The sequence below is a fragment of the Pseudochelatococcus sp. B33 genome (genome assembly GCF_053570585.1).
In genome coordinates, this window is record NZ_JBSEFH010000031.1 from 33,214 (window position 1) to 53,457 (window position 20,244).

16 protein-coding genes and 2 pseudogenes are annotated in these 20,244 nt (G+C 59.8%); 14 read left to right on the plus strand and 4 right to left on the minus strand.

Annotated features, from left to right (window positions below; translation table 11 throughout):
• Positions 1 to 180 precede the first annotated feature (180 nt).
• Positions 181 to 1,068, plus strand: coding sequence for a LysR family transcriptional regulator (locus tag ACUSIJ_RS25695; RefSeq protein ID WP_449311271.1), 888 nt, complete (start codon positions 181 to 183; stop codon positions 1,066 to 1,068).
• 57 nt (positions 1,069 to 1,125) lie between these two features.
• Here ACUSIJ_RS25695 and ACUSIJ_RS25700 read toward each other — a convergent pair whose 3' ends face one another.
• Entirely contained in the window at positions 1,126 to 1,512 is a 387-nt protein-coding gene (locus tag ACUSIJ_RS25700; protein ID WP_449311272.1) for a winged helix-turn-helix transcriptional regulator, read from the minus strand.
• 75 nt (positions 1,513 to 1,587) lie between these two features.
• Here ACUSIJ_RS25700 and ACUSIJ_RS25705 point away from each other — a divergent pair, with 75 nt between their 5' ends.
• The 3 genes from ACUSIJ_RS25705 to ACUSIJ_RS25715 all read left to right on the plus strand — a co-directional run bounded on the left by ACUSIJ_RS25705 (position 1,588) and on the right by ACUSIJ_RS25715 (position 4,075).
• Positions 1,588 to 2,472 carry an enoyl-CoA hydratase/isomerase family protein gene (locus ACUSIJ_RS25705; RefSeq protein WP_449311273.1) on the plus strand — a complete coding sequence of 295 codons (885 nt, stop codon included), beginning with the start codon at positions 1,588 to 1,590 and terminating at the stop codon, positions 2,470 to 2,472.
• 128 nt (positions 2,473 to 2,600) lie between these two features.
• Positions 2,601 to 3,341, plus strand: coding sequence for an SDR family NAD(P)-dependent oxidoreductase (locus tag ACUSIJ_RS25710; protein WP_449311274.1), 741 nt, complete (start codon positions 2,601 to 2,603; stop codon positions 3,339 to 3,341).
• A gap of 317 nt (positions 3,342 to 3,658) precedes the next feature.
• On the plus strand, positions 3,659 to 4,075 hold the full coding sequence (locus ACUSIJ_RS25715; protein WP_449311275.1) for a VOC family protein: 417 nt from the start codon (positions 3,659 to 3,661) through the stop codon (positions 4,073 to 4,075).
• 147 nt (positions 4,076 to 4,222) lie between these two features.
• On the opposite strand, the gene ACUSIJ_RS25720 is transcribed toward ACUSIJ_RS25715, so the two are convergent.
• Positions 4,223 to 5,725, minus strand: a complete 1,503-nt coding sequence (locus ACUSIJ_RS25720) for an alginate export family protein (protein ID WP_449311276.1) — start codon at positions 5,723 to 5,725, stop codon at positions 4,223 to 4,225.
• A 246-nt stretch (positions 5,726 to 5,971) separates the two neighbouring features.
• Here ACUSIJ_RS25720 and ACUSIJ_RS25725 point away from each other — a divergent pair, with 246 nt between their 5' ends.
• From ACUSIJ_RS25725 to ACUSIJ_RS25735, 3 genes and pseudogenes are all read left to right on the plus strand, one after another.
• Positions 5,972 to 6,880, plus strand: coding sequence for a LysR family transcriptional regulator (locus ACUSIJ_RS25725; RefSeq protein ID WP_449311294.1), 909 nt, complete (start codon positions 5,972 to 5,974; stop codon positions 6,878 to 6,880).
• Positions 6,881 to 7,302: 422 nt separating this feature from the next.
• Positions 7,303 to 7,389: pseudogene (locus tag ACUSIJ_RS25730) on the plus strand (hydrolase); the annotation flags it as partial.
• A 173-nt stretch (positions 7,390 to 7,562) separates the two neighbouring features.
• Positions 7,563 to 8,729 carry an alpha/beta hydrolase gene (locus ACUSIJ_RS25735; protein ID WP_449311277.1) on the plus strand — a complete coding sequence of 389 codons (1,167 nt, stop codon included), beginning with the start codon at positions 7,563 to 7,565 and terminating at the stop codon, positions 8,727 to 8,729.
• A gap of 1 nt (position 8,730) precedes the next feature.
• Here the strand turns inward: ACUSIJ_RS25735 and ACUSIJ_RS25740 are convergent.
• A pseudogene (locus ACUSIJ_RS25740) lies at positions 8,731 to 8,901 on the minus strand (IS5/IS1182 family transposase); the annotation flags it as partial.
• Between the two features lie 558 nt (positions 8,902 to 9,459).
• On the opposite strand from ACUSIJ_RS25740, the gene ACUSIJ_RS25745 reads away from it, so the two are divergent.
• From ACUSIJ_RS25745 to ACUSIJ_RS25755, 3 genes are all read left to right on the plus strand, one after another.
• A complete protein-coding gene (locus tag ACUSIJ_RS25745; RefSeq protein WP_449311278.1) occupies positions 9,460 to 10,734 on the plus strand; it encodes a tyrosine-type recombinase/integrase in 1,275 nt (424 codons plus the stop codon).
• 285 nt (positions 10,735 to 11,019) lie between these two features.
• Positions 11,020 to 12,105, plus strand: a complete 1,086-nt coding sequence (locus ACUSIJ_RS25750) for an AAA family ATPase (protein WP_449311279.1) — start codon at positions 11,020 to 11,022, stop codon at positions 12,103 to 12,105.
• A complete protein-coding gene (locus ACUSIJ_RS25755; RefSeq protein WP_449311280.1) occupies positions 12,011 to 14,458 on the plus strand; it encodes a S8 family serine peptidase in 2,448 nt (815 codons plus the stop codon). Before ACUSIJ_RS25750 ends, ACUSIJ_RS25755 begins: the two co-directional genes overlap by 95 nt.
• A gap of 187 nt (positions 14,459 to 14,645) precedes the next feature.
• On the opposite strand, the gene ACUSIJ_RS25760 is transcribed toward ACUSIJ_RS25755, so the two are convergent.
• On the minus strand, positions 14,646 to 16,046 hold the full coding sequence (locus ACUSIJ_RS25760; RefSeq protein WP_449311281.1) for a hypothetical protein: 1,401 nt from the start codon (positions 16,044 to 16,046) through the stop codon (positions 14,646 to 14,648).
• A 138-nt stretch (positions 16,047 to 16,184) separates the two neighbouring features.
• On the opposite strand from ACUSIJ_RS25760, the gene ACUSIJ_RS25765 reads away from it, so the two are divergent.
• From ACUSIJ_RS25765 to ACUSIJ_RS25780, 4 genes are all read left to right on the plus strand, one after another.
• The gene (locus ACUSIJ_RS25765; RefSeq protein ID WP_449311282.1) at positions 16,185 to 17,780 is read left to right on the plus strand and encodes an ATP-dependent nuclease; all 1,596 of its coding nucleotides are present in this window, start codon (positions 16,185 to 16,187) and stop codon (positions 17,778 to 17,780) included.
• Positions 17,767 to 18,837, plus strand: a complete 1,071-nt coding sequence (locus tag ACUSIJ_RS25770) for a UvrD-helicase domain-containing protein (RefSeq protein WP_449311283.1) — start codon at positions 17,767 to 17,769, stop codon at positions 18,835 to 18,837. The genes ACUSIJ_RS25765 and ACUSIJ_RS25770 overlap by 14 nt, the downstream gene beginning before the upstream one ends.
• A 490-nt stretch (positions 18,838 to 19,327) precedes the next feature.
• On the plus strand, positions 19,328 to 19,633 hold the full coding sequence (locus tag ACUSIJ_RS25775; protein ID WP_449311284.1) for a type II toxin-antitoxin system TacA family antitoxin: 306 nt from the start codon (positions 19,328 to 19,330) through the stop codon (positions 19,631 to 19,633).
• 32 nt (positions 19,634 to 19,665) lie between these two features.
• Entirely contained in the window at positions 19,666 to 20,157 is a 492-nt protein-coding gene (locus ACUSIJ_RS25780) for a GNAT family N-acetyltransferase (RefSeq protein WP_449311285.1), read from the plus strand.
• The last annotated feature ends 87 nt before the right edge of the window (positions 20,158 to 20,244 follow it).

A 20,244-nucleotide genomic window follows, 5' to 3' on the forward strand; every position in this document is an offset into this window, starting at 1 on the left:
CGCCCTGCCTCCGAGGGCGCCTTGATCGACAGTGTCATTTTCATTTGTGATGCGGTAGCGCCCGTTCCCGTGAAGCTGTGTCGCGAAATGAGGAACGCCAATGTCCACCCCGTTATTTCTATTTGTGATACAATCGGAACGATTCGAGCACTAATCTGTCGTGAATACAGGAACGTTGATTTGGACATCGAAGACCTGCGGACCTTCGTGGAAGTTGCCGATGCTGGCGGGGTCTCGCCCGCCGCGCGGCGGCTAGGCATCTCCAAGTCGATGGTCAGCCGGCGCCTCATTCGGCTTGAAATGGATTTGGGCGTGCAGTTGCTCGCCCGCACGACGCGCGGCGCCGCCCTCACGGAGGCTGGGATCACCTTCCGGGAACACGCCGCAAAAGTCTGCGCCGAGATCGACATTGCCAAGGAGACGATATTGCCCGCCGGCGACCTTCGCGGCCGGCTGAGAATAGCAGCTCCGCTTACATTCGGTCCGACGCACTTCGCCCCGGTGCTCGCATCCCTGGCGCAGCGCCATCCGAAGTTGCAGGTTCAAGCCAGCTATACGGATCGGTTCGTTGACCTGATCGCAGAAGGGTTCGACTGCGCGATAAGGGTCGGCCATCTTGCCGATTCCAACATGCTTGCAAGACGTGTCGGCTGGACCTCCGCCAAGTACGTTGCAACGCCGGACTACATCGAAAAGCACGGCTCGCCCGAGACGCCAGAGGAATTCCTCACGCATGAGGTCGTCATGCAGGGAACTGAAACCTGGCTGGCGATGGATGGGGATGAGATCATCACGCTGAAACCGCAGGGGCGCTTCAAAGCCGACAACGCTGTGGCTCTTGTGGCTGCAGCACTTGCCGGGATTGGCCTTGCCGGTCTCCCGGAAGAATTGATCAGGGAGCATCTGGCTTCCGGCGCGTTGGTCCCGGTCATGACGCGCTATCCGCCGCCCAAATTGGGCATCTATGTGGTCCGGCCGCCGGGGCAGCATCCCGCACGCAAGATACGGGTGCTCACTGAGATGCTAGTCGAGTGTTTTGAAGACTTTTCAACACATCGTGACAACTAGGGCCCAAAGCGTTAATCATGGCAAACCGTGCGTTTGCCTGCATTTGCCGCGCATGGTTCAGACCGCTGCCTGATCTTCGCGCGCGTCATAGCTGCGCTGGCAGTTTCGAATCGCATCGATGTTCTCGATGGTCCAGTCGAACAGGATCGAGAATGGCCCTTGCAGCGAATGCCCAAGCGGCGTCAGCGCATACTCGACGCCGAGCACGCGTCCGTCCAGAATCCTGCGCGTCACCATGCCGTTGCGCTCCAACTTGCGCAGCGTCTGGGTCAGTACGCGTTGGGTGACGCCATCAAGGCGACGCTTGATCGCATTGAAGCGACGGGGCTCGCTCAGCACCGCTAGCACCATCATCGACCACTTGTCGGCGATCTGGTCGAGGATCACGCGGCTCGGGCAGTCGGCGCGGTAGACAGGGTCATTTTCACTGATCAACTCATCCATCGGTATCCTCCGGCATCCCTGGGATGCTTCAGGTGCGTAATTGACGCTAGGTATCCGATGAATACTTTATGGTCAATGGTGCAAAACACCAGCGCCAGAGTTCCCCGAAGAACAGAGACTTTACATATGACCGACACAGATTTCAGCCGGCTCCGGATTTCCCGGGCAGACGGTATTGCGACGATCACCATCGACAATCCGCCGGTGAATGTTCTCGACGTGCCCTTGATGAGCGAGATTCGCCGCTTTCTCCTTTCCGTTCGCAATGATCCAGACACGCGCGTCCTCGTTTTCCAGAGTGCAGATCCGGAGTTCTTCATTGCTCATGTCGACATGACATTGATCGATGAGCCGCATGCCTTCGACGATTTTGTCAGCGAGGCTCCGGAAGGTCTCAACCCGTTCCAGGCGTTCGGCGAACTGCTGCGGGAACAGCCGCAGGTGACGATCGTCAAGCTCGCGGGGCTGGCGCGCGGCGGCGGAGCGGAGTTTGTCGCGGCGGCCGACATGGTGTTTGCCGCAGAGGGGCGGGCAGGGCTTGCCCAATGCGAGGCGCTAATGGGCATCACGCCCGGCGGTGGCGCCACGCAATATCTGTCCAGCCGGATGACGCGCGGCCGGACCCTCGAAGTGATCCTCGGCGCCGATCTTATCGATGCGTCGACGGCGGAACGCTATGGCTGGATCAACCGGGCGTTGCCGGCTTCGGAGCTCGATGGCTTCGTCGACCGGTTGGCGCGCAACATCGCCGCTTTACCCGAAGGCGTCATTGCCGCCGCCAAGAAGGCGATGCCTCCCGTAAACCTGCGGGAAGGGTTTCGCCGCGAGCACGACGCCTGGGCGGGACTGTTCGCACGTCCTGCAGCCGAGAAGCTCATCCGGGGCGGGCTCAACGCGGGCGCTCAGACCAGGGAGGGCGAGCGAAATCTGGAAGGTCTGCTCCGCAGTCTGGGGGCTTGACGTCGCGGCTTCGGCCAGCGTTCCGCACTTTGCGACACAGTTTAGCACTCCTCGATACTAAGAGGGGTTAATCGGAAACATTAGGTTACCGAGATAGCTCGACGACCACGGTAGAAAAGGAAGAACACATGATTGATCTGAACGGGAAACGTGCATTGGTAACCGGAGGGTCGCGGGGCATCGGTGCCGCGATCGCATTGGCGCTGGCCGAGAACGGCTCCGACGTGGCGTTTACGTACCAGCGCGCGGCCGACAAAGCCGACGCTATGGCCAAATCCATCGAGAGTACTGGGCATCGCGCAGTCGCTATCCAGGCTGATAGTGCTGATCCGGAGGCGATCACGCGTGCAGTCAGCGATGCCGTCACGGCGCTTGGCGGTCTCGATATTCTCGTCAACAGCGCGGCGATCGGTCACTCCGGAACGATCGCCGACCTCGATGTGACCGACTATCAAACGTTGATGGACGTCAACGTGCGAGCGCCAGTGCTGTTCGCGAAGGCTGTCATTCCGCATCTTTCCGCTGGCGGGCGCATCGTCTCTATCGGATCCGGTCTCGGCGAGCGGGTTCCCTTTCCGGGCGTGACAGCTTACGCGATGTCCAAGGCTGCGCTTACCTCTTTCACCCGCGGGCTGTCGCGCGAACTTGGTCCGAACGGCATTACGGTAAACCTCGTGCAGCCCGGATCGGTGGATACGGACGCAAATCCGGCGGACGGTGCGGCTGCTGACTTCCAGCGGAGCCTCACGTCTCTGGGGCGTTTCGGCGAGCCACGCGAAATCGCGAACGCTGTGGTCTTTCTTGCAAGTCCCGCCGCGAGCCTGATTACGGGTGCCATCCTGACCGCTGATGGGGGTGCGATAGCCTGACTGCGCTCAATCTTCCGTATGCTGAGGGGCGAACCTTCGCGTTGATGTGCCGTCGCCATCGGCAAGATTTGCGACGAAAACCGGGTGCACCGAAGAATCCGTGAACGCGAAGTACCTGTGCAAGCCGCTCTCGGAAAGTGAGGGGCAGTTCCCACTTTCCCTCATGAGTGACAAATGTTGCCGTGATCGGAGAAGGGGTGGGGACTTGACTTAGGACTTATGAACTTCGTTTCCGGCAGAGTATATAGTCCTGCAAACATTGCGGGTATGGTCTCTCGAACCGAATCTGGAACGAGAAAACTAAGCCAGGAAATCACGTGCAAGAATTCGTCCCTCGCCTCCATCATGTCGGTGTCGTTGTCAACGACCTGCAGGGTAGCATTGACTGGCATCGAGATAATCTTGGGTTCGAGTACCAATACAGTTTCACTCTGCCTGGCGTGCAGGTGGCCATGCTCGTTCGCGGTGAAGCTCGGCTGGAAATCTTTCAAATCGAAGGTGCTGCCCCCATGGCAAACGAGCGAGAAGAAATCGAAACGTTCCTGAAACTCGGTGGCGTCAACCATTTCGTGCTCAATGTCGATGAGCTGGAAGAGACTGTAGCCGCGCTGGCGGCTAAGGGTGTTGAAATAGTTATACCACCGTCCTCCGTCCCCAACCATTCCGGCGATCGCTTCGCTTACATCCGAGACAATGAGAGGATGCCGGTCGAGTTGTTTCAGTCGGCGTCTTGAGAATGGGTGCTGCGATATCAGCCCCAGAATGTCTATCCAGCTTTCTCATTGTGCAACACCGCGTCTGCATATGAGACGACCGATCCATCGTCCCTAGATGTTTGGCACGGCGAAAGACCGGTGTTGGTGCGTATAGCTGTGCATGCGCTACCATGAGTATTTCAATTCCGCTCGAACATAGTTGCTGTCACGGCCTCCGGCGTCGCGAAGCGCCGAGCCGACCTGGTAATGGACGGCCTCCAGCGACCCCGTGAGATTGGGATTGAAGCGGCAGTCCGCCCTGACCTGCAAATAGGCTCCGGTCCATGCCGGCCCCTGACCCGCCGTGCCAGCCACGGGAATGCTTGGCAGGGTGTACACGGCGTCCTGTGTCGTCTGTCGCCAGAGCAGTCCGACCCCGGCCATCAGGGTCAGGTCTTCCCTCGGCTGAACGGTGACCGATGGTTTGATGTGGACGAGGTTGGCGTATCCGGTATGACCGCCGAGCGAGAAATAGAAGCCGTTCGGAAACAGCGGATTGAAGGTGCCGAGCGTGCCATCACTCGCATCACGGTCGCCCGACGCCACGTCGAACTGCATACCGATCCGCGGCGACCAGGTGAGATCCTCGAAGGTGTAGCCGGTCCTCGCACCCACGGCCCAGGCCAGAACGTCGGCCGGACCGACCTTGCCAACCTGTCCCATCGCTTCCGCATCCCAGTCGAAACCGGCGTATTTGCCAGCTGTCCGGATATTGAGGATATGCCTGTCCTCCTCACCCGACGCGGTGAGAAAGGTGGCGTCCTTGCGCTGGTAAAGTGCGTAATAGGCCGACGCCACGATCGTCGGCGAGAGCTGCCGCTCCACGCGAGCCCCGCTGAACATTGCATCGCCGCTCGATCGATCATCGAAAGGGCGGTCATCGCGATACTGGACAGGCCGGCTGACAAGACCATAGAAGCGCCATGCATCCGTCTCCCACCCGACCCAGACAGCATCGAATGACTGGCGGACATTCGGCCCATCGCGCGTCGAAACGAACCGTTCCAGGTCGAACGCAAAGTCTTGACGGCCGACCCTTGCCCTGAACGTTCCGCTGTCAGTCTTTTGCGTATAGCCGATGAAGGCTTGCCGAAGGTCAAATCGGTTTGCGTCGTTAGGACCGATCACCGTCTTGTTGAACGCACGCACATCCTCGAACTGCGTGAACAATTGCCAGTTTTCATGCAGGTGAACATCGATATGGAACTGCGCACGCTGCAACCAGTAGGAGTCTCCGGGATTCGCACGCACGGTTCCGAAAGCCGGCGCATCACTGACTTCGAAGATTCCGCGTAGATTGAGCCCGAGCGAGATGTAGCTGTTGGGATTGGAGGAAAATAACGGAATGTATTTCAGACTGTCCAGCGGCTGAGTCCGCAGTTTCGGATCCGCGAGAAGCGACCAGTCCTCCCGCGAGCGGTCGGCTTTTATCGAGGGCCTCTCCTGCTTCAAGCGAGAATCATCCGCCAGGGCTGACCGGTAGCCCCATTGAGCAAAGGCGAGGGCAGCAAGCGAAAGCAGCAGTAACCGCGCCCAGGATACGGACCGAAGGCCGAGCGTTATTGAAAGACGGGAGGTGGCGTATCTCTGTCGGTCAATCGTCTGCTCGCCCTTCGACCTTCGGCACATGGCCACATCCTGTGTTAATTTTTCATGGGTGATCGCCGCTGTCCGCTACTTGCACGGCGTGCGATGGACGGAGAAATGAGTTGAAGCCGCTACGAAAGATTATGGAATAAATCCATCTTGGCGGGTGGTGAGGACGTTGCGAGGATGCCCTCATGGGAGAGACACCGGCACCGACGTTGTCATTCTCTTCTTTGCCTTGGTAGCCCTCGGTCATGTGAAGCCGTGTTGCAAAATAAGGAACGCTTTGTGGAAATTGAGGATTTAAGAATATTCGTCGAAGTTGCCGAAGCGGGCGGAGTATCGTCTGCAGCGTTGCGACTGGGCATCTCCAAGTCGATGGTCAGCCGGCGGATCACCAGGCTCGAGGAGCAACTCGGCGCACAGCTATTTGCAAGGACGACCCGTGGTATAGCGCTCACGGAAGCAGGCGCTACATTCCGCGATTACGCGGCCAAGACCTCCGCCGAATTGGATCTTGTGCGCGAAACGATCCTGCCCGCCGGTGAGCTTCGAGGCCGCATGCGCGTAGCCGCGCCATTGTCATTTGGTCCGACCTATTTTGCTCCAGTCCTCTCCCGAATGGCTAGCCAACACCCGCAGCTGCAAATCCTTTCTTCCTATACTGATCGCTTCGTAGATCTCGTGGGAGAGGGTTTTGATTGCGCAATTCGGCTGGGGCATCTGTCGGACTCGAACCTCGTCGCAAGACGTATCGGACCGATCTTTGGCAAGCTGGTTGCGAGTCCTGCCTACATCGAGGCTCACGGTGCTCCCGAGACACCGGATGAGATTGTGAAGCACCAGGTCGTTATGCGGGACGCCGAGAAGTGGCAATTCATGGATGGCGACGAGATTGTCACGGTGCGGCCCCAGGGACGCTTCATAGCTGATAACGCAATGTCTCTCGTAGCGGCCGCTCTTGACGGAGTCGGGGTCGCCTATCTGCCGGAACCGCTGGTCGCGGATCATATTAGTTCGGGTGCGCTTGTGCCAATCATGACGCGCCATCCGATTCCGCCAGCCGGAATCTTCGTCGTGAGGCCGCCCGGCCAGTATCCCTCTCGAAAAGTGCGAACCCTGACTGAGATGCTTATCGAACGATTTGGAACCCCTCCCGGTAGCGAGGGCACGCCGGCTACCGACAAGGTATTTTAACGATCGACGCAGGGTAGTGACATTCCTCGCACTGAGGGCGTGTGACCCGACTGAAGCGAAAACGACGAAACCGCTCTGGCAAAATATTACATAGCGGTTCTGCATGGGCGTACGCCTATCGCCTAACACGTTACCCGCAACAGCCAGAACATTGCTAGGTACTATTGGTCGGCGGACATTGAGCCTTATCCAGCCAAGTGAGAATAGTTTTTATCATTAGGTATCAAGCCCCGGCATTCGCGATCTCAACGAACCCTTGCAGATCTTCGATTCTCCCGCTTGCGTTCCTCGTTGCAGGACACAGTTTCGCGCGCGGCGAGACTACAGTGACGCCTGATCGAACGGTAGAAGAAGGCGATGCGCACGGGGTTGCTGCGCTTCGCACGCACTCACTACCGATGACGTCAGCAGAAGGATCGAAAATGACGTTCCGCAATGGCCTGAAGTCACTCCCTCGTCCTGAGGATTCGGTTCTCGTCCTGATTGATCATCAGCCCTATCAACTGGCGGCTGCGTGACCGGAATTCGGTCCACGAGCAGGGCACCGGAAGAAAACTGGCTCATACCGTCGGAACCCGCACATTCGGAGATACCGGCAGCACAAACTGGAAGCGCGAGGCCTGACGATCGAGGGTTCACCGTGCCCAAAGGCGCTGGTCAGGGGGATGAGGAGCGGAGAGCGATGACGATCCGGCAGCGACAGCAGTCCGGGCGATCCATGGCGGTCGCGCTGATCGCGGCGCTGGCGCTTGCACTGGGCGCCTGCGCCTCGCGGCCCGGCTCATCCGTCCTCACTCCGGTGACTGCCGTCGAGGGCACGAAGCGCGTCACCATCTTCGTGGCGAGTACGCGGGCAGCAGAGCCGAGCACGCCGACCTTCCTGACCGACGGGATTACGGCTACAACTACCTACGTTCGCTATGTCGTCTCCATTCCGCCGACCCACCGACCGACCGAGGTCGAATGGCCGACGGATGTGCCGGACCCGGCCCGGCACTTCGCGGTCGTCTCGTCCGAGCGCCTTGACGAAAGGCGGTTCCTTGCGGAAGTCGGGGCCACTGCCGCCCGCGGGGAAGGGCTCGGCCGCGACGTCGCCATCTTCGTCCACGGCTTCAACAACAACTTTCCGGAATCGCTGTTCCGCACGGCGCAACTCACCGTCGACGTCCATGTCGCGCAGTCGGCAGTGCTGTTCTCATGGCCTTCGAAGGCAGCGATTACCGGGTATCTCGCAGACAAGGATGCGGTGACCTTCTCGCGCGATGCGCTTGCCCGGTTGGTCGAGCGGGTCGCTGCCGATCGCCGTGTCAGGGGGGTGAAGCTTCACGCCCACAGCATGGGGGCTTGGCTGACCATGGAGTCTGTCCGGCAAATCCGGATCGCCAAAGATGATCGAACCCTCGGCAAGCTCGTCGACCTCACGCTCGCTGCGCCGGATATCGACGCTGAAGTATTTCTTCAACAACTCCGGGTCGTCGGCCACCTGCGCTCCCCCGTCACCGTTTTGGTCTCCAAGGAGGACCAGGCGCTGTCGCTATCCAGGTTTATCGCCGGAGGGCAACTGCGCGCCGGCGCAGCCGACATCGACGACCCACGGGTTCTCGTCGAGGCGCGGAATGCAAACCTCCGCGTGATCGACGTAACCAATCTGGCCACGCACGCAGGAAGCGGCCACGATGGTTTCGCGGCCTTTGCCTCGATCTACGGCCGCCTCCCGCAGAGCTCAGATGGAAGGGTTGCTTCCGACGTCGGTCCGGGCGTCTACGAGCTTGGAGTCGCTAACAGGTTCGAAACGCTCGACGCCCGACTGGTCCAAAGGGTCGCCGGTCCGACGACCACCGAGCCCTAGCTGTTGCGACACGTCTGAACTGTTTGAGCTTGCCGAAGAAGCGCTTGATGCGGTTGCGCTCCTTGTAGAGATAGACGTCGTAGGGTCGCAGGACCTTGCGGTTACGCTTTGGCGGAATGATGACTTCGGCGCCGGCTTCGGCGATCCTGTTTGCGAGATGGTCGGCATCGTATAATCAGTTGCGCCAAATAGGAGGCTCCCAAAGCCCCGTCGCTTCGCCCAGCGTCACGGTCGGTGTCGAGGGAGCCGACAGGCCTGCGTCAGGAACAAGCCGACTGCACAGGCCGGGTGAGGTCGCAATTCTACGGTCAGAAAAGATTGGGTTGATCGACCGCAGAATCGGTGCCACCGCCGCGGCTATCCGGCTCTATCCAAATATCGGCGTTTTTCTGGAGACAATCTGGAGACAACGGCTTGGCCGGAGACCTTTGTCTCCAACTCCGTCGCCTAAAGGCGGAAGATATGCCTTTGTTTTTGTTGATAAAGTCTGGAGCGGGCGAAGGGATTCGAACCCTCGACCCCAACCTTGGCAAGGTTGAGAAGTATCTACGCAACAACATCCAAAATTTTCCTATCATACTACGATAATTGATAAATTTTATTCATCTGCCGTCGTCCATATCCTCCAAATACCCGTCCATTTCTCTTTACCCGCTGACAATTTGCTGACAATGGCGACCTGTCTATGCTATTGTCAGCAAAATCGTCAACCGCAGTTGGAGGGAAGCGTATGCCCAAACTCACCAAACGAGCGCTCGAAGCCATGAGCCCGCCCGAGAAGGGCAAGCAGGTATTGTTGTGGGACAGCGAACTCCGGGGTTTCGGAGTCCGCATGCTTCCCTCCGGCCTTCGAACATTCGTGCTGAATTATCGGAACGCCGCCGATAAGGAACGGCGCATCAATCTTGGCCGCTTCGGGGTGATGACCGTCGAGCAGGCCCGTGAAAAGGCCAAGATTAAGCTCGGCGCCATTGCGGCCGGTGAAGATCCTGCGGATACCGACGACGATCCCCAGCAGCAGGTCACGGTTGCCGATCTTTGCGACTGGTATCTCACGGAGGCCGAGGCCGGTCGGATCCTCGGTCGCCGCAATCGGCCGATCAAGAAGTCGACGCTCGGCATGGACAAGAGCCGCATCGAGACGCACATCAAGCCGCTCCTCGGCAAACGTCTCGCGCATACGTTGAAGGTGGCCGATATCGAGGGGATGCAGTCCGATATCGTGGCCGGCAAGACGGCGAAACCGCGAGGCAAGGGCCGAGGCGGCGTCACCACGGGCGGTCCCGGCGTTGCATCCCGTGCTGTCGGAACCCTCCAGAGCATCCTTGGCCATGCCGCCCGCCTCGACAAGCTCGAAAGCCATCCTAGCCGCGGAGCGCGCAAACTGGCGGGCAAGAAGAAGCAGCGGCGCCTGAGTGTGGCCGAGATCAAAATGCTCGGCGCGGCGATCCGGCAGGCGAAACGCGACGGCGAAAGCCCGATGGCGCTTGACATCGTCCGGCTCCTGGCCCTCACCGGCTTCCGCATCTCCGAGGGGCAGGGCATGGAACGCCATTGGCTCGATGCCGATGCGGGCTATGTGGCCTTTCCCGACACCAAGGGGGATGCCCAGATCCGCGCGATCGGCCCTTCCGCCGCAAAGCTTGCCGCCAGCCAGCCGGTTCGGAAGGACTGCCCCTATGTTTTCCCGTCCGACATCACCGACGGGCATTACACGGCAGCGAAGGCATGCCTCTTCAGGCTCTGCGCCAGCGTCGGCCTCAAAGGCGTCACCCCGCATACGCTGCGGCACACCTTCGGCAGCGTCGCCGGCGATCTCGGTTTCTCCGAGCTGACGATCAGGGCTCTCCTTGGTCATGCCGCTCAAAGCGTGACCCAGGGCTATGTCCATATCGACGAGGCGCTGAAGCTCGCCGTCACCCGCACCTGCGAGAAAATCGCCTCCTTGTTGGACGAAGAAGACAAGGCGGTGCTTCCGGAACAGGAAGAAAAACAGGCGGCGTGATGAGCTTCTCCGCCAGTCGATATTGCAAATGACGGCCATGAGGGCCATGCAGGAGCGCGGTCGTATTTCGGCGGGAATGATACCGCAACCTAGATTCCGACGGCGGCCTTATCTTAGCCAATTCGCCGGGTATCGCCCGCCGGGGTAGCGACCGGCGTTCAATAAAGTTGGTTAAACGTCAGTGGAACGGATGCTAACCCCTTCCATTAACGTTTCGGAGATATAAAATTGTTTCGTGGTGATTTGGCATAAATCATCTTTGGAGGCTTTGGAAGGCGCGGTAGCATGGCATCGGCACAACAACTGATCGGACTCGTCAAGAGTCACGCCGAAGGTGACGAAGAACGCTTCTTCGATCTCGCCATGCAGCTTGCTGCCGCCGAGGACCAGAAAGGGCATACAAGGCTTGCTGAGCAGTTGCGGCAGTGGGCGGAGGTTAGTCGGGCGCCGGCCACGCCTGTCGCGGCAAAACCGACGCCGCTGGCGGCACCACGCGGTGATCTCGCCGGTTTCCTTGATGCGAGCTACCCCTCCACGCGGCTCAATGACGTCATTTTGCCGTTCCACCTCGAGGACGAACTCATCCACATCGTCACCGAAACCCGCATGCGGGAGCGGCTGGAGGAAAAGGGGTTGCGGCCGCGTCGACGGCTCCTGTTCGCTGGCCCGCCCGGGACCGGGAAGACCTTGAGTGCAGCGGCCCTGGCTGGTGAGTTACGGTTTCCCCTTTTTACCGTGCTGCTGCATGGACTGATCACAAAATTTATGGGCGAGACCGCTCAGAAGCTGCGTATGATCTTTGATGCGGTTCGCACGACGCGAGGCGTGTACCTGTTCGACGAGATCGACGCGCTTGCCGCAGCGCGGGGCTCCGAAAACGATATTGGTGAGGCACGCCGCATCCTGAACTCGTTCCTGCAATTCCTCGATGAGGACACGGGTCCGTCGATCATCGTCGCCACCACCAATCTTCCGGAAATTCTGGACCGGGCAGTGCTGCGTCGCTTCGACCTTGTGCTGCCCTACGAGATGCCCAAGGGCGCGGCGATTGAGAAGGCGCTGCGCCGCCGGTTGATCGGTTTCGACGCCAACAATGTCGATTGGGCGAGTGTCGCGCACCGTGCAGAGGGATTGTCGACCGCCGATGTTGTCGCCGCGGCAGAGGACGCCGCAAGACGAGCAGTATTGGCTAATCAGGAGAGCATCGAGACAACATCCCTCGTTGCATCCCTGGATCGCCGCCGCTCATTGCATGGAATAGGGGGAATGGGCGGGGATGCCGAGGGATCGCGAGCACTTCATTCTGCAAGGCCTAGGAAAAGCCCAGGCCTTCAAAGCCAAGGGCGGCGGGTCGTCAAAAAGACCAAGTGATGTCGCCAACCGCGCTGCTCATGCTCATGCTCTCCTCCAAGCGCTCGATCATCTCTCGAACCTAGCCGCCGAAGAGCGGCCCGGCCTCTACCTTGACGTCGAGGGGCGACCGGGAGAGGTGATGGTGACCTCCGGCCTCAACGCCAGTGGCCTGACGCTCCTGAAGGTGCAACCGGCAGCAGGTGAGCAGCAGACGGCGCGCGCGACGGTGTTTGCTTCCGGAGACGGCATCGACAAGCTTCGCCAGAAAGTCACTGACTTTGGCGAGAAGAACCGCATCAAGAATGATGGAACGGAAGGTCGGCCCTACAACGCCGATCTTGTCCAGAGCATCGGGGTGATCGTCGAAGCGGGCTTGCGAGCGCTGTGGCGTAGCCCCAATCAGAAGTTTCCCGACGGCAATGACCCGTGTCCCTGGGAAATCTGGCTCGACAAGGAAGCAGCGGCCGGTTTCGTTGCCGGCGCTCCCGGCTGCGGCGTTGCCATCAGCGCCGATCGCCTAGAATTTCCTGAAGACATCGTCGTCATCGGCACAGCGACCAGCGACGCCTTGGCCTTGGCGGTGCGCCGGCTGGCAGGCGTTCGTGCGCTGGCAGCTCCCACCGTCACGGCGGACTACTTCGATGCGCTCGAAATTGAGGAACAGGTTGAGTGGGTGGATGACGTCGTCGGCAGGGCGACGTTCGATGGCGGCGGCGATCCCAATTACATCACCCTGCTCGACCGCGGCGTCAGCAGAGCGCATCCGCTGATCGCGCCGGCGCTTGCTGTCGCCGACCGCCATGCGGCAGAACCGGCATGGGGGCTGGACGATGCGGTTGGCCATGGTACGCAGCTCGCCGGCCTCGCTCTCTTCGGCGACCTCACCACGGTAGTGCAGACGATGAATCCCATTCAGGTTCGGCATCGGCTGGAGTCGGCCAAGATCATTCCGGACGCCGGACACAATCCCCATCATCTTCTCGGCGCAGTCACCCGCAAAGGCATCAATGCCGTCGAGATCACCGGCGATCGCCGGCGCACCTTCACCTTGGCAACCACCACAGAGGACGATACTCCGCACGATGGGGCGCCCACGTCATGGTCGAGCGAGGTCGACCAGTTGGCCTCCGGTGTGTCCGGCGACAGGAAGATCAAGCGCCTGATCCTAGTGTCGGCCGGCAACACCAACCAGAACCTGTTCGGCAATAACGACTACCTGGAGGTCTGCGATCTTCCCGACAACGAGGTGGAATCGCCAGCTCACGCCTGGAACGGGATCTGCATCGGCGCCTATACGGAGAAGAACGTATTGCCAGCCGGAGAGGTCGGTCTGCCTCTCGCACCCGTCGGCGACCTCGCCCCGTCCTCCCGGACGGCCAGTTGGTCGTCGTACTGGCCGCTCAAGCCCGACGTCGTCTTCGAAGGCGGCAACTGGCTGGTGGACGGTGCTCCTCCACCAATGAAGCATCTGGCGCTTTCGCTTCTCACCACCGATCACCAATACCCGCAGCGCGCCTTCACGACCACAGGCGAAACGAGCGGCGCCACAGCGCTGGCAGCACGCGCCGTGACCGAGATCTGGTCGGACTATCCCGATCTTTGGCCGGAAACCATTCGCGCCCTGTTCGTTTCCTCCGCCCGCTGGACCCCCCAGATGAGGAGCCACCTGCCGGCTAATCCTGCCAAGGGGGATTATGCGTCGCTGTTCAAGCGCTATGGCTATGGCGTTCCCGACCTCGACCGTGCGCGCCGAAGTGCTTCAAATGCCCTGACCCTCATCGTGCAGGATACGATCAAGCCCTACCGGAAGGCAGATAAGCCGTCGACGCAGCACGTTCACAACGAGATGAAGCTGTTCCAGTTGCCGTGGCCGGTCGAGGAATTGCGGAAGCTCGTTCAGAACCCGGTGAAGCTGCGCGTTGCGCTCAGCACCTTCATCGACCCGAACCCGTCCGAGCCGGCGCGCGGTTCCAAATTTCGATATGCCTCCCACAATCTGCGCTTCAAGCTGAACCGGCCCAACGAGAGCCAGACCGCGTTTCTGGCCCGCGTCAGCAAGGCGGCCGAACAGCCTGAGGGTCCAATTGTCGAGGAAGACGACAACTGGACCTTTGGCCGCAATCGCCGGGATGTCGGATCGCTGCACATCGATGAACTGGTCTGCCCGGCATCCGATCTGGCGCGCCGCAATCTGATCGCTGTGCATCCTGTTGCAGGCTGGTGGAAGACCAAGACCGTTCCCGATCCGCAGGATCTTGTCGCCCGCTTTTCGCTAATCGTCGAAATCGACGCCGGCGAGAGCAATGCGGAGCTCTATGCCGAGGTCGAGGCAGCCATCAAGATCCTCAATGCCGTTGAGAACATCGTGTGATGATGACGTCGAATGGGTGCGACGCTTCAGCCGCCGACATCACGGAGCACGAGCTCCACACGCTGCGTGATTCGGTAGCATAGACCATAGGTAGTCGGTCATCGGGAGGATTCCAATCCGTACGAAACATAAAGTCTGCGAAATCCGTCGAACTGCATTGCGACTCGCAGGCTACGCGCGCAAAGTCTCATGGCTCGACGTCACGTGCGCTGAGAAAATCCTCTAGCTTCGGCGGTGGTTTGTCTTCGTCCAGAATGAGGGTTTGCGACCAGAGAATCGACGTCTCATACACGGTGTTGCAGATCCGCTCGCCGTTCTCATCCTCGTACCAATGCGTCGCCTCCGGCAGAAGTTCGAATGGGACCGGAGGCCGGGCGAACGGATTGTGAAAGACCTCCATCTCGGCCGTCCAGGGCTCGTATCCGTGAGGCCATAGCCCCCTATATTCGTCGCTCGTGATATCCAGGCAGAACGGTATTCCGGCGAGTGCTCCCGGCGTCCGATCGAAGAAGTTGCCAATCCGCATGTAGCGCAGGCCTTTCGGCGCTCCGCCACCCGAAATGGGCACTCGATTCAATTTGGAGATCGAGCAGGCGTTGGAGAAGATCACTGCCGAAAGCTCTGCATGACGGTCATTGGCGAACAATCCGGCAGGAAAGGCCGATGGCCCGAGCAAATGTGTGGCCGGCATCGCGACGGCCTGCGCCTTCCCATCCACCATCGCGACCTGCGCGCCTTCACCATACAGGTAGCCAATCAGTCCCTCCCGGCTCCAGACCATAGACGATGGCGCCTGAAAGTCTGCAATGGCGATCACGAAGGGCTTGCCGGCGACATGCGGCAGCTTGTCGTAGCCTCGCTCGAGCTTGTTTCCCAACGTCTTCGCGAACCGGAGGGCCGCTGCACCAAAGAACACTTCCGCCCTCTCCGTCGGCACCGGGCCATGCGGGGCGTTCACATGATTGTACGCCACCGAGGGGTTTGCCGTGACGGCTTCCACCCACGCTTCGCCGCCGAGCCGGTTCGCGATGTGGAAATCCGGCGACTCATAGGGCTGCGTCACCAGCAAACCCTGCTCCCGAAACGACGCAAGCAATTGCGCCTCCCAAATGCGGGTATGGAAATTGCCGGTCTGACAGTCGCTAACCCAGTTTCGGTCCGGCTTCGGGAGAGCGAGATAGAGCTGGTTCAACGTCCAGGCAGCCGGAACATGCGATGGCAGTGACAGCAGCCGGAAAACCTCGCCCGGCTGACGACCCTGCAGATCGGACAGCGCCGGCCGAGCGGGAACACCTGATTTCATCGGCTCTAGCGCCTTGCCCTCGACCATTAGCCGCTCGACGGCGAGCCTAGCCTCCCGCAGTGTGCGAAAGTCGCGCGCCCCGTCAACGACCACCCAGACCAAATCGATCCGACGCCGCATGACGAGACAGCCGAACAGACCATTGTCCCCTCGAATGGTCACGATGCCGCACGTGCGCCCGTCATCGGTAAGCCATGCCGCTGTCGGTGGGGCTTCGCCAAAGCCATGGCCTCGCGGCAGCGAGAGCGCGTAGATATCAAACTCCCATTGCGCCAGCTCCCGCATCTGTTCTCCAGTCTGAACAACTTCGGTGCTTTTCCCGTTCTATTCACACCAGGCAAAGTAGACCAAAATAGGCGTTTCGACTAAGATTCCTGCAACCTTGCCGCGGTGGCTTTAGGGGGCGGTCACTGGGAGGGAGCATTGTATATAGCGCAAGTGATCATCAGCAATTATCGCTGCCTGAAGACAGCAGATGTCACTCTAAATCCTGATCTTAATATTATCGTGGGCGACAACGAGAGCGGTAAATCGACGCTGTTGGAAGCGATTCACCTTGCGCTCACTGGACAGCTTAATGGTCGGGCAATTCAGACAGAACTTCACCCCCATCTTTTCAACGCCGAGATCGTGGCAAATTACATCGCCGCGCTCGTCGCCAAAACTCCGGCCACGCCACCGGCGATTCTCATCGAACTATATTTCCACGACGATGCCGCACTGTCGAAGCTGAAGGGGACCAACAACACCCTCGGCGCCGACCTGCCCGGCGTAGCCCTCTCGATCGAGTTCAATCAGGAATATGCGGAGGAGTTCAAAGCTTACGTCGCGGACCCGACACTGATCCGGACGCTGCCCATTGAATACTACATGGTGAATTGGCGAGGGTTCGCTGACAACGAACTGCTGACTTCACGCTCGATCCCTATCAAGCCGGCCTTCATCGACGCGAGTACCATCCGCAACAACGCTGCCGCGAGCCGCTATGTCGTGGACATCATGCGCGACAGCCTCAGCAAAGGCCAGAAAGTCGATCTTGCGCTGTCCTATCGCATGATGAAGGACGCGTTCCTCGACAATGCCAAGGTCAAGGGTGTCAACGAGGCACTCGCCAAGAAGAAGGGCGAAATCTCGGACAAGGCGCTTTCGGTCTCCCTCGACACATCATCGCGCGCGACCTGGGAGACTGGCGTCATGCCACACCTTGACGACGTGCCGCTTCCGCTTGTCGGCAAGGGGGAACAGAACGCCATCAAGATCAAGCTGGCGATGGAGTCGTCTGCCGACTCGCATCTGATCCTGATCGAGGAGGCGGAGAACCATCTGTCCTTCTCGAACCTCAACGCGCTTATCAGCCACATCGCTACACGGCGCGGCAGCCGCCAGCTCATCATTACCACGCATAGCAGCTTCGTATTGAACAAGCTGGGTGTCGAGGCCGTCTTGCTGTTCCACCACGGCAAGTCGATCCGGCTCAACGCCTTGAGCAGCGGAACGCAGGATTACTTCATGCGCCTGCCGGGCCACGATACCTTGCGGCTGATCCTGGCGAGGCGCGCCATTCTCGTCGAGGGTCCATCGGACGAATTAATTGTCCAGGCGGCCTATGTGAAGCAACATGGAAAAATGCCGCTCGACGATGGTGTAGATGTCATCTCGGTCAACTCGCTGGCCTTCCGGCGCTTCCTTGAAATCGCCGTTCTCCTCGACCGGATGGTGGCGGTCGTCACAGATAACGATGGCAAGGTTGCCGCCCTCGCCACGAAATATGCCGACTACATCGGAAAGCCAAAAATCAGCATCCTCTACGACACCGACCAAAACTTCCCGACGCTTGAGCCACAGCTCTTGAAGGCAAACGGCAAAGCTACGATCGAAAAAGTACTCGGCAAGACGTTCGCGTCGGAAACCGCACTGCTCGACTACATGAGGGACAACAAGGCCGACACGGCATTGAAGTTCTTCAAAACAACGGAGCCCTGGATCGTTCCAGGGTACATTGCCAGTGCCGTCAGCTAACCGGATCATCATGTGTGCCGCAGGCGGCGGCAAGACCACCCGTATTGTCGGCGAAGCCGCTGGCGGCGCGGAACGCGCGTTGCTCGTCACCTACACACGCAACAACGAAGAGGAGATCGAGCGAAAGCTCTATGGTCTGGGACCAGTCATTCCGCCCAATCTCGAGGTGATGACGTGGTTCAGCTTCCTCCTACGCGACCTCGCACGTCCCTACAGGCGGGTCATGCACGACCGCCGCATCGAAGGACTTCAATGGGAGGAAGGACGCTCTGTCCCCTACATTCCGGAATCGAACACCGCCGCACACTATTTCGCGGGCGGTCGCCTCATCTATTCAGACAAGATCTCCAAATTCATCTGCGAATGTGACCGCCGGACGAACGGCGCGGTCATGCGTCGGCTCGCCCAGCGCTTCGACCACATTTTTGTGGACGAGATCCAGGATATGGCCGGCTACGACATTGATGTCCTTGAACTCATCCTGAGGGTAGGAATCAAGTTAACGCTGGTTGGCGACCACAGGCAGGCTACCCTCAAGACCAACCAGGGCAAGAAGAACGCGCCCTTCGCTGGCATCAACATTATCAAGAAATTCAAAGCATGGGATAAGGCTGGGCTCGCAACATTGAGTTACGAACAGCATACCCATCGCTGTCATCAGCACATCGCCGACCTCGGTGATCGCTTTTTCCCCGGCGAGCCCACCACCAAGTCGCTGAACGATGTGGTGACCGGCCATGACGGAGTGTTCATCGTGGCGACTGCCAAGGTCGACGCCTATATGGCGACTTTCGCGCCGCAGGTCCTGCGCTTCGACCGAAAGACCGCTTGCCGCGGCCTCCCAGCCATGAATTTCGGCGAGTCCAAAGGCCTCACCTTCAATCGGGTCATGATCTTTCCGCACGGTCTGGCAAAGAAGTGGCTCAGCACCGGCCAAATCAGCCATGTCGAGAAATCAGTTGCGCGGATGTATGTGGGTGCCACGCGCGCGCGCCACAGCCTAGCGTTTGTCCATGACGGTGCTGTCGCGATCCCTGACGCCCAGGTCTACGAGTAGGAATCGCTCCCTCCGGCTGCTGAGATACCGATCAGCAGGGTCGATTTTCACGAGGTTCCATACACGGTCACCGCATGGCTGTCCTTCGGCGGCACCAACGCATGGCTTGGCTTGACCACACTATGCCCGAAGCAGAGCTACTTCGATCATTACCGGCAGGCAGCTATCGTGTCTTGTGGCTGCATTGCGGCGAGCGTCCAGTATCTTCAGCCGGTGCTCGCCATCGCCGCCGCTTCGGCAAAGCGTGACCTAGGGTTACGTCCACATCGACGAGGCGCTGAAGCCTGCTGTCACCCGCACCTGCGAGGAAATCGCCTCCCTGCTCGACGAAGAGGACAAGGCAGTGCTTCCTGAACAGGAAGAAACAAGGGCTGCGTGAGGGCCGGAGCGGGAAACTACACCCTCCATATCCGGCGGCAGTTAGCCTTGCATTGTTAGTCACAAAGACGTACATATTTGGAGGAATAGGAACTTGCTCAGGTGAATGCCCATGCCACAGAAGCAGACCAAATTGCACCGGAACGAAGCGGGCCGGGTTGAACGGCTGGGGTTCCGCATTGACGAGGCGACGAAGAATCTCATCGAGCGTGCCGCCTACCTGTCGCAGCGCAAGGTGAGCGACTTCTGCGTGTCGGCGCTCGCCGACACTGCACGCCGGACGATCGCCGAGCATGAAATGCTCATGCTCTCCGAGCGTGATCGTGATGCCTTCTTCGATGCCCTGATCAATCCTCCCGCGCCGAGCGATCGTCTTCAGCGCGCGCTCGCCGATCACAAGCGCCGGGTCGCCCCGTAAGAATGGCGTCTTCCCGACCGGATTTGCAGATCGTGCCGCTTTCGGCCGATCACGATCGCGATGCCTTCTCCTGCGGGATCGACAGTCTCGACCGCTATCTGCGGACGCAGGCGAGCCAGGATGTGCGGCGCAAGGCGAACGGCGTCTTCATCCTCGTTGAGCCCGAGCAGCCTCGAACGGTACTCGGTTATTATACGCTCTGCGCGACGAGTCTGCCGCAGGGCGATGTTCCGAATGCCGCCCGCAAGCATATCCCGCGCTATCCGCTGGTGAGCGCCACGCTGGTCGGACGCCTTGCGGTGTCGACCGTCCGGCAAGGAGAGCGCCTGGGGGCAATCCTGCTCGCCGATGCCGTGCAACGCGCTTACGCATCCGCCTCGACCATCGGTTCATCGATGCTGGTCGTTGACGCGATCAATGAGCGCGCCGCAGCCTTCTACGAAGGCAACGGGTTCGTGCGCCTGCCGGATTCGATGCGGCTGGTGCTCCCCATGTACGTCATCGAGAAAATGTTGAAGGGGTGATCTGCCTCCAGCAGCGCGTTCGCTAGGCTCGCAGATTTTCAGTTATTGCAGATGATGGCGCGTGTCCCTATATTGGCGGACAAGGAG